The organism is Methylomonas stagni (assembly GCF_050154735.1).
GTDB lineage: Bacteria > Pseudomonadota > Gammaproteobacteria > Methylococcales > Methylomonadaceae > Methylomonas > Methylomonas koyamae_A.
The window spans coordinates 5018973-5032963 of the sequence record NZ_CP189557.1; the positions used below are offsets into that span (position 1 = coordinate 5018973).

At 56.0% G+C, this 13991-nt stretch carries 6 protein-coding genes and 1 pseudogene; 4 read left to right on the forward strand and 3 right to left on the reverse strand.

The features are described 5' to 3' along the window. Window positions 1-49: 49 nt before the first annotated feature. From lptD to ACP4CD_RS22970, 3 genes are read left to right on the forward strand one after another with little or no spacing between them, the layout of a single operon-like run. Window positions 50-2938 (forward strand): LPS assembly protein LptD, encoded by a 2889-nt coding sequence (gene lptD / locus ACP4CD_RS22960; RefSeq protein WP_426992800.1) that lies wholly within the window; start codon window positions 50-52, stop codon window positions 2936-2938. A gap of 7 nt (window positions 2939-2945) precedes the next feature. Continuing rightward, the gene (locus tag ACP4CD_RS22965; protein ID WP_426994726.1) at window positions 2946-4226 is read left to right on the forward strand and encodes a peptidylprolyl isomerase; all 1281 of its coding nucleotides are present in this window, start codon (window positions 2946-2948) and stop codon (window positions 4224-4226) included. Between the two features lie 11 nt (window positions 4227-4237). Next, complete coding sequence (locus tag ACP4CD_RS22970; RefSeq protein ID WP_426992801.1) at window positions 4238-4783, forward strand: DbpA RNA binding domain-containing protein; 546 nt, start codon at window positions 4238-4240, stop codon at window positions 4781-4783. Window positions 4784-4875: 92 nt separating this feature from the next. Here the strand turns inward: ACP4CD_RS22970 and ACP4CD_RS22975 are convergent, their stop codons facing one another. After that, on the reverse strand, window positions 4876-7185 hold the full coding sequence (locus ACP4CD_RS22975; RefSeq protein ID WP_426992802.1) for a TonB-dependent receptor: 2310 nt from the start codon (window positions 7183-7185) through the stop codon (window positions 4876-4878). A 351-nt stretch (window positions 7186-7536) separates the two neighbouring features. Here ACP4CD_RS22975 and rnd point away from each other — a divergent pair, with 351 nt between their 5' ends. Then, window positions 7537-8691: a ribonuclease D gene (gene rnd, locus ACP4CD_RS22980; RefSeq protein WP_071155462.1), complete on the forward strand. Its 1155-nt coding sequence runs from the start codon at window positions 7537-7539 to the stop codon at window positions 8689-8691. Here the strand turns inward: rnd and ACP4CD_RS22985 are convergent. Further along, window positions 8688-13181, reverse strand: a complete 4494-nt coding sequence (locus tag ACP4CD_RS22985) for an EAL domain-containing protein (RefSeq protein ID WP_426992803.1) — start codon at window positions 13179-13181, stop codon at window positions 8688-8690. The genes rnd and ACP4CD_RS22985 overlap by 4 nt on opposite strands. A 146-nt stretch (window positions 13182-13327) precedes the next feature. Continuing rightward, window positions 13328-13980 (reverse strand): annotated as a pseudogene (locus ACP4CD_RS22990) (TMEM165/GDT1 family protein). Window positions 13981-13991 lie beyond the last annotated feature (11 nt).

Here is a 13991-nt window from a genome sequence, read left to right on the forward strand (position 1 = left end):
TTTATTCGATTTCCGTTCCGCTAAGCCAATTAGCCGCTCAAGCCACTTCATGAATTTTCGGGTTCACTCCATTTCGTTGGCATTGTCCTTGTACACCACCAGTGCGGTTTCCGCGGCGAGCAACGGCGCCTGGAATTGCGAGCAGTCGCAAAGCGGCGAATGGACTTGTTTGAATCAAACTCCGGCTAGCGGCGCGCCGCCTCAACCTCAGGTCATCAAAACCCAGCCCGCGCCGCCGGCAACGGCCCAGCAAGCCAAGCCGGCTCCGACGGAGGTCAAGCCAGAGGTCGCGCCGGTTCGGCAAGCCGAGCCCAAGCCAGTGGAGACGGAACCGGCGCCGATCCCGCAAGTCGCTCAGCCTGTTCCGGCCGTGCCGCCTGAACGGGAAAAAGTCAAAGTGGTCGAAAAAGCGGTCAGCGAGGCCCAAAAACTCCGAGTTAAGGTCAACGAGCCGCAAAAGCCTGCCGCCGAGCCAGTGCAACCGAAAAGCCAGACGGCATCTTCCGGAACGGTTCCCGGTTGGACCTGTAAGACCGGCGACGATAAAAGCGGTTGGAATTGCAATCTGGTTGGTGCCGACCCGAAAGGCGAGGCCAGGCCCGTCAGCGAAGTCGAGACGGAGCTTGCTGCGACCTATTGGCTGACGCCGACTTTTTCATATCAGCAAGAGCGATCCTTCCAGACCTTGCGGGGCGAGTTCGACCGCGATCCCTGGCAGAACTGTTCGACTTGGGGCAGCAAGAAACGCAAAATCAAAGCTACGTCGCAAGAGGCGCGCGACGCGGCAACCACCGATGTGACCGCCGATTTTTCCGAAGTGTACGACGGCGAGGTACTCAATTTTGCCGGTAACGTCGATTTGACCAGGGCAGATCAGCACTTAATCGCGGATAAGGCCAGCTACGATACCGTCGCGGAAACCCTGGACGCGCAAGGCAACGTCTTGTATAGCGAGGATCAATTGGCGCTGTTCAGCGAAACGGCTTCCCTGAGTCTGGGCAAGGACGAGGCCCGCTTGCGCAAGGCCCTATTCGTCGTTCCCGAGGCGCCGTTCCGGGGTAGCGCCGATGTGGTATACCGGGATAGTAAAAGTTTATCGCGTTACAACGAAGCGGCGTTTACCAGTTGTTCGCCGGGTAACCAGGATTGGATCATGCATGCGTCGCGGGTAAAGATTAACCGCGAGTCCGGGCAAGGCTCGGCCAAGAATGCCTGGCTGGAATTCAAGGGAGTACCGGTGTTGTACACCCCGTACATCTCGTTTCCGACCGACAGCCGGCGATTGTCGGGCCTGCTGGCACCGACCTGGGGCACAACCCAGCGGAACGGCTTCGACGCTTCGGCGCCGTTTTATTGGAATATCGCACCGAATTTTGACGACATTATTACCTTGCGTTACATGAGTAAGCGTGGAGAGCAGATCCGCAACAAGTTCCGTTATTTGACTGAAACCTCGCAAGGTACATTTTCCGCCGAATTTTTACCTTACGATGAAATAGCGGATAAAACTCGCTATTCTGGAAGTTGGCAAAATAAGACTATTTTTACGCCTAATTTAAGTTCGACCTTAAATTTGAACTATGTGTCGGATAAAACATATTTTAATGACTTAAATAATGCGTTGGGTTTTCAGGATACCCGATTTTTACCCAGTACAGCGTACTTGAATTACGGTATTTCCGATTTTGTTTTTGCTGCGGGGATTCAGCATTATCAGGCTGTTGATAAAACTATTACCGATGCGGCGATGCCTTACAACGTATTGCCCAGAATTAACTTGAATTACAGTCATGTTTTTGAGGACCTCCCCATCAGCGTGGCCATGGATAATCAGTATAGTTATTTTAGTCATGATGTTTTGGTTAATGCTCAGCGTTATAATTTGGCGCCGGCAGTTGCACTGCCCATTGAAAGCGACGCAGGCTTTTTGATACCAAGGTTGACCGGGCAATACACGCAATATCAGTTGAGTAATCAAACCAATTTGGGTCAGGCAAGCAGCGTGAGTCGATTTTTGCCCATTTTCTCGCTCGATACCGGGTTGACGTTCGAAAAAGAGTTGAATTTCGCCGGGTCGCCTTATATCCATACTTTGGAGCCGCGCTTGTTTTATCTGTACATTCCACGCAAGGATCAAAGTAACATTCCTATTTTCGATACCAGTTTTCTCGACACCAACTTTTATAGTTTGTTTAGAGAAAACCGGTTTAGCGGTTTCGATCGGATACAAGACGCCAATCAGGTTACCTTGGCAATTACTTCCAGGTATGTCGATTCAACGACCGGTTTGGAGCCTTTGAAAGTAAATTTGGGTCAAATCCTCTATTTCCAAAACAGATCCGTCGATTTGGATTATCTGACCAATAATACAAAGGCTTCGGCCAGCAACACGTCAAATTTCATCGGCGAATTGAGTGGGCAACTTTCCCGAAATTGGTCTTATTCAACCGGCTTGCAATGGGACCCGGAATACAACCGTTTCGCGCGGGGTCAGGCTATGTTGAAATATCGCAAGCCAACAAACGAGCTTCTGAGCCTGGGTTATCGCTATCGACGTAACCCGAACGATTTTGTGAGCAATGCGCAGGTTTCCGACCCGACCTTGACCATCAATCAGACCGACGTTTCGTTTCGTTTGCCGTTATTCGGCGAGTGGTACGGCCTAGGTCGTTGGCAATACTCGTTGACTTTCGATAAGACGACCGAAAGCTTCATCGGCATCGAGAAGGAAAATTGCTGCTGGCGTTTCAGGGTTATCGGCCGGCGTTATATCAACGCCGCCAATAACATCACGGTGTTGAACGATCCGAGTACTAAGCCGGAGACCGCATTCTTCGTGCAATTGGAGTTGAAAGGTCTGAGCAGTTTCGGCGACAGTGTGGATACCTTCCTGAATACCAACCTGTACGGTTATCGCAAGGCCAGTTTCTTTGAGTAAGTTGCATATGATCAAACAGGGATTTTGGATACTGGCCTTGCTGGCTTACGTGACGGTCGGTTGGACGCAGGTGTTGGACCGGATCGTCGCGGTGGTCGAGGACGACGTGATTTTGGAACGGGAACTGAACCGGGAAGTCGAGGCAATTACCGCCAAGCTGTCCAGCAATAACGTGACGATGCCGCCGGAATTCGTGCTGCGCAAGCAGGTGTTGGAACGAATGATCGTCGACAAGTTGCAACGTCAACTGGCATCCCGCTCCGGGGTGCAAATCAGCGAGGAAATGCTCAGGTCGTCGGTCGCCGACATTGCCTCGCGGAACGGTTTGTCGGTCGAGGCCTTTCGCGACGAGCTGACGCGGCAGGGTATGGATTACAAAAGTTTTGAAGACAATCTGCGGAATGAAATTGTCATTAACCAGTTACGCGGCCGGGAAATCGGCAGCCGGGTCAAGGTCACCGACGCCGAAGTGGCGCACTATCTGGAAACCCAGGGCAAGGCCGGCCAAGTCTCGTCGCAATACCATTTAGGCCATATTCTGGTGGCGGTGTCCGAAGGTGCTTCGGCCGGCGCCATACAAAAAGCCAAGGACAAGGCCGACCAAATCGTGGCGGATTTGCGCGGCGGCAAGGATTTCAAGCAAACCGCGGTTAGCGTATCCGACGACAATAACGCGCTGAAAGGCGGTGATTTAGGATGGCGTAGCCTCGGGCAGATTCCGTCCTTATTCGCCGATGTGGTGCCGACAATGGGGCAAGGCGACGTTTCCGATCCGATTCGTAGCCCCAGTGGATTTCACATCATCAAAATGCTGGAAACCGAGGGTGGCGCGCAGCACATCGTGACCAAGACTAAGGTCAGACATATTCTGATCAAGACCAACGAACTGGTGGACGACGCCGAGGCGCAAAAACGTTTGCTGGCGTTGAAGGAGCGGATCAACGACGGCGACGACTTTGCCGCGCTGGCGCGCGCGCATTCCGATGACAAAGGCTCCGCGATCAACGGCGGTTCATTGGATTGGGTCAGTCCCGGCGCGCTGGTGCCGCCGTTCGAGGAGGCGATGAATAAGTTGGGCATCAACGAAATCAGCGCGCCGGTGCAAACACAGTTCGGTTGGCACATGATCCAGGTTTTGGGACGCGAAAATCAGGACAACAGCGAACAATTCAAGAAGGACAAGATCCGCGAGGAAATTCGCAAACGTAAAATCGAGGAAGAGACTGAGTTGTGGCTACGGCGCTTACGCGACGAAGCCTACGTTGAAATCGATTCCGACCGCCTGTAACGAGGGCAACGATGTCGGCCGAAAAACGCAGGGAAGAAAAACTGAAGCGGCGTTTGCAGCGCATCGTAAAAGAGCAGGATTTGACCAAGCAACGCGAGTTCGTGGCAGGAGCGATGGCCGAACAGGGCATGGACGCTTTGACTTGCGCGGCTGCGTTGATTTATCTGAGTCATCCCCAACTATTCGGCGGGTTTGTTGCCGCCGGGGCGCCGGTGCCTGCTAAATCGACGGCGGTCGAGACGTCCACGGCTAAGCTGCCCTGGCTGGATTACAAGATGGTGCGTTACCGTTTGGACGTGGGTTTGCAGCATCAGGTCGCGCGCGAGCAGATTCAAGACATACTGGTGCAGGAGTCCGGCGTCGATAAGCGCCGCATCGGCCGCATCGATATTCGCCAGCACTATACCTTGGTGGAGTTGCCGGACGGCATGCCGACCGATATTTTTCAGTTGTTGACCGAGGCTGCGATCGGGCCTCACAAATTGAATATTCGCCGGGTCAGGCCCAATAAATTTCGCCAAGCGCGGGGTAAGTCCTCGGCGGAATCGGCTGGCTAATCCCTGGCTTGCAAATCGGCGGTTTAACCGCCGATTTTGGCGACACGACCTTGTGTCGCAGCGGCGCCTCCCTGGCGCCACCAAGCAAATTTCTACATCGTCAGACGAACGCCTATCCAGGCCGCCCGCGGCGCGCCAACGCCGACGAAGCGAGCGTTCACGTCGTTAAATCCGGAATTGACGCCATCCAACACTTCGCCGGTATTGCCCCAAGTGCCGAAATTGGCGTATTCGCGGTCGAATAGATTGTTAACCCGGCCGAACAGCGTCACATGTTGGTTGAAGCGGTATTCGCTACGCAAATTGAACACGACGAAGCCCGGCAATTTGCCGGTCAAATTGGCTTCGTCGCCACGCAGCGCCTGGGCGCTGTTGTAGTTCATGTCAAAACCCAGGGTCCATTGCGGCAGAATGTCCACATCGCTGCTGAATTTGAATTGATGCGCCGGAATGCCGGGAATCCGGTCGCCGACATCCACCCGGATATTGCCGTCTGCGTCGGCGGCTGGATTGTTGGGGCTGCTGGATAGAAACGGCGTCTGAAAGGTCGCGTCGATGTAGCTGTAGTTCGCCGACCAGCGCCAGCGTTCGTAAAACTTACCGGATAATCCCAATTCCGCGCCTTGGCGTTGAGTCTGACCAACATTGGCGAAATAGCCGGTGTTGCCGATCACGCTGCCCGAACTTTGAAAAATGATGTCGTTGTTGTTGATGGTATGGAAAAAACCGGCGTTCCAATCGACGTATCCTTCCAATAGACGGCTCAAGCGGCCGCGAAAGCCGGTTTCCCAGGTATTGGCGACGACTTGTTTCAACGGCGGATCGGAGACGAAGGCGTTGGGCAATTTGCACGGTGCGCTTGGATCGGCGCAGCTTAATTCCATCGGTGTCGGAATTCGCGACGATTCGCTGTAGTTGCCGTAGAAGGTCAGTTCGGGCATGAACGCATAAGTCAGGCCGGCGGCCGGATTGAATCGGTCGTAGGAATGGCTGCCGTTCAAATCTTCGCCGAAGTGGTCGCGTAACTTGACGTGCGATTGGTTGTAACGGCCGGACACCGTGACATCCAGTTTGTCGGCCAGATTCAACGTGTCGGTCAGGAACAGGCCGTAATGATCGGTTTCGGCGGTGAGTCTGACATGCGAATCCTGCAGCAGCACGCCGCCGGCCGCGACGCCGCGATCGCCGGTCAGCGCGCCCAATTCGGTGTCGGCGTGATAGCGGGCGTTGCCGTGGTCGAAACTGGCGCCGCCGATCAAGTGGTTGTTCCGGCCGAAAACTTTGTGATCGATCGCATCCTGCAACGCGAAGCCGAACGATTGTTGCAAGGTGCTGGAGGTGTTGATGGTTCCGCCCTCGAAGGCGTCGTCCGCTTGTATGCCTCCGCCGCCCAACGCCTGTAGAGCTTCGTCGTCCCCGTTGCACAAGGCGGTCGGGTCGCCGCTGCAAGGCGCGAACTCGCTGCCGTCGCCGTTGTAGGTGCTGATTTTATTGCGCCGGTAGTACAGCGTGCCGGACAGCTGGTTGTGGTCGTTCAGCCAAGTATCGCCGTCCAGAGAAACCAGCAGCATCCGGTTGCGGGTGATATCCGGGTGCGTGAAGATTTGATCACGTCCGTAAGCCAGCATTTGCTGGGGTAGGGCGCCGTTGCCGCGTAGGGTGTTGTCAGTGCCGGCGATGCTCAAGTCCAAGCTGGATTTGACGCCGCGCCAACTCAGCGTGCCGAAGCCTTGTTTGGCTTCGCTGGGCGAATGGGCGCGCCAGCCTTTCTCGTTAAAATATTTAAAGTCCAGGAAATAGCCCCAGGTGCCATCGTTCCAGCCGCTGGTGACTTCCTCGGAATGCCGGTCCCAGGAGCCGCCTTGCGCTTCAAAGCTGTGTCCGGGCGCCGAAAAGCCGGTCTTGGTGTTGATGTTGATCGAGCCACCCAGTGCGTTCAAGCCGAAGGCCGGGTTGGATGCTGGCTGCAGACTCATATTGTCGATGGCGCCGTTGGGGATTAAATCCCAGTTGACCATGTCGCCGAACGGTTCGTTAAAGCGAATGCCGTTCACGTAAGTCGCCAGGCCTTGCGGCAGGCCCATCAGCGGCGAAGCGCTGAAGCCGCGGTATTGAATGTCCGGTTGCAACGGATTGTTTTGGGCGTCGTTGACGTTGACGCTACCCAAGTAGCGATTCATGTAGTCCGCCAACGATAGGGCCTGCGATTCTTGAAGTTTCTCGGCAGTCGCGGTTTGAACGTGGGCGGGAATTTTGTTGATATCGACGCCGCCGAATTGTAGCGGGGTCACCGCGACGACTTCGACGCTGTCCAGATTGGCGGGGGCCACTTCCTCGGCTATGGCCTTTGCCATTGGCAACAGACCGAAGCAAGGCAGGATGCCAAGCGCAAGTTTTTTCATGATCGACTCAAGTTAGCTTCAGCCGACGGATGATACCTAACAGCTTACAGGTGGGGGAGGTGAAAACGGAAAAAGGAAAATTTCCCGATAAGCGGCTAATGGCCAGGCGCCGCCGATTCGGTGAGCCATTCGGCGCGCGGCACGGTAAAATGACCGGCTTTAAGGACGATTGTGCGAATTCAGCTGGGATTGGAAGCTCGGATGCTGGCTTCGAGTGTCTACCCTGGCGGCCCGACGGATTCACGCGGAAGATCGCGGGTCGCTTTTGTTGGCGGTTCAGGCAATGCCGGACCGTGCGCCAGCTCCCTTAATACCGCCCAGGTTTTCTTTTCCCCTACGCAATAACACACTATGACCATTCAATATATCGATACTCCGGAACAACTTCAGGCTCTCTGCGTACAGATCGGCCGTCACGACTGGATTGCGCTGGATACCGAGTTTTTGCGGGAGAAAACCTATTACCCCAAGTTCTGCTTGTTGCAAATTGCCACGCCGGACTGGGTGGCCTGCATCGATCCGCTGGCGATCGCCGATCTGAGTCCGCTGTTCGAGGCTATTTACAATCCCGCCATCGTCAAGGTATTGCACTCCTGTCGCCAGGACTTGGAGATTTTCTATCAACTGAGCGGCAAAATTCCGATGCCGGTGTTCGACACCCAAATCGCCGCGCCGTTGCTGGGGTTTCAGGAAAATCCCGGTTATGCGATGTTGGTATCCAGCTTCCTCAACGTTAACCTGAGTAAGGCCCATACCCGCACCGACTGGTCGGTGCGTCCCTTGAGTCCGGAACAGATCGAGTACGCCGCCGACGACGTGATCTACCTCTGCAAGATCTACACCTTGATGTGCGAGCAGTTGGATAAACTAGGTCGCTTGGATTGGCTAAATGCCGATTTCGCGCTGTTGAACAATCCGGAGTTGTATCAACTATCGCCGGAAAATGCCTGGTTGCGGATACGCGGCAAGAACAAATTGACCGGCAAGCAATTGTCCATCATGCAGGCTTTGACCGAATGGCGCGAACGTACCGCGCAGCAGGAAAACAAACCGCGCAACTGGTTGTTGGCCGACGACATGTTGCTGGAGTTGGCTAAATTGCAGCCGGTGACGGTCGCCGATCTGGCCAAGGTCCGCAATATCGGCGAACGCACCGTCAACCGCTACGGTAAAACCCTGTGCGAACTAATTGATGTCGCTCGCCAACGGCCGCCTAAACCGCTGGTCGAAAAAGGCAAACCTCAAAAGAAAACCCAGCAAACCGAAGCCATTCTGGATGTGCTGGGCGCGGTCGTCAGAATTCGGGCCGAGGAAAACTCGCTGAATCCGATTATTTTGGCGACCCGCAACGATCTGGAACAATTGCTGGCCGGCGACGACGATTGTCTGCTGCTACAGGGTTGGCGCTACAACATGGCCGGACGGGAGTTGCAAGGTTTGCTGCGCGGTGATTACAGTTTGCGTTTGCGCGACGATGCCGTCGAGATTAGTCCGGTCTCCGCTTAGATCTCGCGGTCTCGACCCAAACTGAAACGCTGGGTGAATAGTTCCGCCGGTACCGGCGGCGAAAACCAATAGCCCTGACCGTAATCGCAACCGATCGATTTCAGCAAATCGCGCTGGCGTTCGGTTTCGACGCCTTCGGCTATTACTTTCAGGCCCAGCTTGTGGGCCATCACGATAATCGCTTCGCAGAGCGCGAAGTCGCTGGAATCCTCGGTCAGGTTGCGTACAAAGGACTGGTCGATTTTTAAATAGTCGATGTCGAATTTTTTCAAATACGACAGCGACGAGTAGCCGGTGCCGAAGTCGTCGATCGCGACTTGCATACCGGCGTCCCGGAACGCCATCAAGTGGTCCTGAACGTTGGTATTGGCGTCCAGCAGCAAGCCTTCGGTAATTTCAACGACGATGCTTTGTCCCGACAGGCCGAGGGAGTGCAAATAATCGAACCAATGACGGGGTGCTTGACCGGCGCTTTGGAATTGCACCGGCGATTTGTTGATGCTGATTTGAAACTCGCGGTGCAAGCGGCTTTGCCATTCCAATACCTGCTGGGCGGCGGTTTCGAACACCCAATCGCCAATCTTGTTGATCAAGCCGGTTTCCTCGGCCAGCGGAATGAATTCCGTCGGGCTAACGACGCCGCGCGTCGGATGTCGCCAACGCAGCAAAGCTTCCGATTTATGGACTTCGCCGCTGACCAAGTCCACGATGGGTTGGTAGTGGAGCGATAGTTGCCGCTCGCTCAAGGCGTTGCGCAAATCGGCCAGTAGCGCCGCGCGTGCCTGCAACGCATCCTGCAACGCCTTGGTAAAAAAGCTATAGGCATTCCGGCCCCGGTTTTTGGCGGCGTACATCGCCTGGTCCGCGTTCTTCAACAGCTCGCTGAGGTCGGTGCTATCGGTCGGGTAGAAGGTGATACCGATGCTGGCCGAGACGTAGGTGGTGTCCTCGGCCAGTTGGAACGGCGCGCTCAATTGCTCCAGCAAATGCCGGGCTATCGGTTCGGCGCTGCGCGGTTCGTCGAGTTCGCCCAGGATGATCGTAAACTCGTCCCCGCCCAGTCTGGCGACGGTGTCCGATTCGCGGACGCAAAGCTGCAGCCGTTGCGCGGTTTCCTTGAGCAATTGGTCGCCGATGTCGTGGCCCAAAGTGTCGTTGACTTCCTTGAAGCGGTCCAGATCGATAAACATCAGCGCGAACATCTGGCCCATACGGTGGGCTTTTTTGATTTCCTGTTCCAGCCGGTCGCGAAACATCCGGCGATTCGGCAGACCGGTGAGCGGATCGAAATTGGCTTGCCGCCAGATTTGTTCCTCCGATTGCTTGCGTTGCGTAATGTCCGAGAACAACGCCACCCGCCGTTGCGGATGGCCGGAGGCGTCGTAAATCGTGTTGATCGTTAATTCTTCCACGTAAATGCGGCCATCCTTGCGGCGATTCTTGATTTCGCCGTGCCACGTGCCGGTCTCTTCCAATGCCCGCCACAACTCCCGATAAAACCCGGAATCGTGTTGATCCGATTTTAACACCCGTGGATTTCGGCCGACGACTTCGTCGGCCGCATAGCCGGTCATCGAGGTAAAGGCCGGATTGACGCTTAGGATATTGTTGTCCGCGTCGGTGACGACCATCGCCTCGCTACTGTTCTGATAGACCAGCGCGGCCAGCCGCAAATTTTCCTCGGCCTTGCGGCGTTCGCTGACATCGCGGGCGAAGCCCACGCTACCCAGCAATTCGCCGCTCTGATCGATGACCGGGGCCTTATAGGTTTCGTACCACTTGCGAAGTCCGCGATCGATGATTTCTTCCTCGACGACCAGATTGGCGCGGGTTGCCATGACGGTGCGGTCGTCGGCTCGATAGCGTTCGGCCAGTTCCGGCGGTGCGATATCCAGATCGGATTTGCCGACCAATTCGTCCGGCGTGCCGGCGTCGAAGATGGCGGAGAATTCTTGATTGACCGCCAGAAACCGGCTGTCGCGGTCTTTCAGCCAGATTGCGTGAGGAATGTTGTCGAGCAAGGCGCGTTGATAGTATTCCTTTTGCCGCAATGTTCTTTCCGCGTGGCGGGTTGCGGTAACGTCGCGGAATTGCCAAATACGACCAAGATAAGCGCCTGTTTTGCTGCAAATCGGCGCGGTGTGGAATTCCAGTATCGTGTCGTCGAGCAGTTCCACTTCGTCGCGGGCGATAGCATCCGGTTGAGCCTGAACCAAAGCGATGCTCCGGGTCATCTGTTCCGGGTGTTTCATTTGTTGCCGTGCCATCTCCAACTGCGCGGCAATACAGTCCTGGTTCGCCAGGTCCGGCGGCATCCGCCACAATTCGCCGATCCTCAGGTTTTGCTGCACCTTGCGACCTTCGGCGTCGACGGCGACGATACCGTCCGGCGTCGATTCCAATACCGCCTCCAGAAAAGCGGTGCGCCATTGCAACTGCTTTTCCAGTCCGCGCAGTTCGGTGACGTCGGTGTAACTCCAGACCCGGCCGATAATTCGATCGCCGATGCGTTGGGGGCGAGAATAACGTTCCAACAGCCGGCCGTCGATGAGTTCCAGCAGGTTTTTGATTTCCCGTTCGGGATGCTCGCGCAATTCGTTGACTTGGGCGCGCGTCAGTTCCGGGTCCTTCATCTGCTTCAGGATGAATTCCAGCAAGGCATGGCAGTGGTCGCCCTCGCGTAACATGTCTCTCGGAATTTGCCACAGCGCTTGAAAGCGCTGGTTGAAGCCGCGGATGTAGCCGTCCAGGCTAACCACCAAAATGCCGGCGGTGGTGGCTTCCAACGTGGCTTGCAGCATCGATAGCGATTCGGCCAGTTGTTGTTGACCCTGCTTGTTTTGGGTAATGTCTTCGTATAAGCCGAGGATACCGATGGTGGCGCCGTCGCCGTTGATCAGCGGCATTTTCGAGGTACGCAGCCAGATGGTATCGCCGCTCGGCGTGGTTTGCGGTTCTTCGAAATTCAACTTAGGCGTGCCGGAAGACATGACCGCCACGTCGTCGCTCCGGTATAAATCGGCTTGGTCTCGCCACGTCATTTGGGTGTCGTCCTTGCCGAGCATTTCCGAGGCGCGCCGCCGGCCGGCGTCGTTGGCGAACAGCGTGTTACAGCCCAGATACCGCGAGTTGAGGTCTTTCCAAAACACCCTGACCGGTAAGGTTTCCAGGATGGTTTGCAGCAATAAATTGGATTCGGTCAAGGCTTTTTCGTAGCGCATCCTTTCGGTGATATCGAAGTAGGTGACCAGATAGCCGCCCTGAAGAGAGTCGCTAAGCGCGGTGGTATTGGCAAGGGCCGTAAGGGTAGCGCCGTCGCGGCAACGAATATCGACTTTCTCCGGTGCGATGTCTTGCCGGTTTAGACTGGCGCTCAGATGGCGTCGCGAAACGGCCATGATCGAATCCCGGTAAGCCGGATCGGGGTAGGCCAAGCGCCACCAATCGTCGCGACAGCGAAGATCGTCTTGGGTGTAGCCGAAAGTCGCCGAAAAGGCCGAGTTGAAGAAGACCACATTGTCGTGGCGGTCGTAAAGGATATGTGGTACTGGTGAAGCGTCCACGATATGCCGTAGGCGTAGCTCGCTGTCGAGTAGTTCTTCGGCGATGCGTCGGCTGCTGTGTAATGTCAACGCCAAAGCCATGCCGCAGGTCGACAACGCGGCCATGAACAGCCAGAAATTGAACAGATCGCTTTGCTCGAAATCGTGGGCGAACTTGCCCACGTGCTGGGCGGCTCCCAGCAAGGCCTGCGCGGCGGTGAGGACCATCACCAGTACCACGCCGTGCCGCCCAAACCGCAGGGCGCCCCACAGGACGCAGAAAAATGGCCAATAAGTGTGTGGGGCGAATTTCAGATGGTCGGTAAACCAGTCGAAAAACAGAATCTGGCCGACCAGAAAGGAGAGTCCGACGAAAATCACGGTTTCCGGCCAGCGTTTGCCGTGAAACCAATTGCTTGGCCAGCGTCGCCAAATCAACGTGGCCGGCGTGGCGAAGACGATGCCAAACACATCGGCCATCCACCAGTGCAGCATGGATTCGCCGAGTTCCCCGGCGGGTACGTAACCGCTTGCCAACAGTGCCGCCGGGCCGATCGCCGCGCTAATAGCGGAGCAAACCACGCCAACCAGCACCAGTGTTAAAAAATGTTTGGGTTCGGATAAGGTGACTGAAAAATTGCGATTGTTGCCGAGCAATCGCGCCGCGGTTAAAGTTTCCAAGGTATTGCCGGCCGCGATCAATCCCGAAAGCCAGAGAGAATCGTTGACCATTAAACCGGCGGCCAGCGCGCCCAAGAAAATGCCCGGCCAGTACCTTAGACCTTTCAACAGCAACACCGCGAGTCCCAATCCGCCGGAAAACCAGACTAGCGTGACGTTGCCGCTGGTCGAAAAGTAGCTCAAAGTGATTTTGGCGATTGCTCCGTATAGCAGGGCCAAGCTAAGGATGCCCGGCAAATCGCGCCGGCGGTTAAGAGGTGTCGCCATCGAATCAGAATACAAAGAAGCGGAAACTGTCGAAAATGAAACTCACAAGTTCGTTGCCGGTTTTAACGTTGGCGTGGGGTTGCCCAAACCGGTTAGATCGTAAAGCCGCCGTTTCCCGTCGCGTCAAAGCGCGGTGCGGCGGCGATTCATAGAGCGATCAGTCCGGCCGCGTTCAGGCCGAGATAGGTTTTATAGCCGGCGACCGCCGCCAGTATCAAGAAAAACGCGCCGCTGAGCTTATGGAGCAAGCCCAGCGGCATTTTTTGCAGCACGGTGCGGCCGGCGACTACCCCTAGCAACGAGGTCAAGCCCAGTGCCGCCGTCGAGCCTAGCCAGACCGCCGCCGCCGGCGCGCTGCTGCTGAAACCGACCACCGCCAGCTGGGTCTTGTCGCCGAATTCCGCCACCGTAATCAATAAAAACGTGGTCAGAAAAATGCCGTGACCGCTTTTTTCGACAACGGCTTCGTCGTCGTCCTCGTCTTCACGATTGAATACCGCGTGCAAACCGAAGCCGGCGAACAACAAGGCGACGCCGGCCGACACCGCGTATTCCGGCAGCCAGTTGGCGATGGCGACGCCAAACACCACCGCCAGCGTATTCAGCAGCGCGAACGCGGCCAGCGCCCCCACCAGACTGGTGCGGCCCGGTGGCGCGAAGCCAGCGTCATGCACACCAATTGGCTTTTGTCGCCGATTTCGGCGGCGGCGATCAAGGCCAGACTGGTCCCGGCGGCTGCCGAAAAGCCGGCAGGGTCGGCGGGCGTCAACCGGTTGATAAGCTCGATTAGATAATCCATTGGTTCGGAGC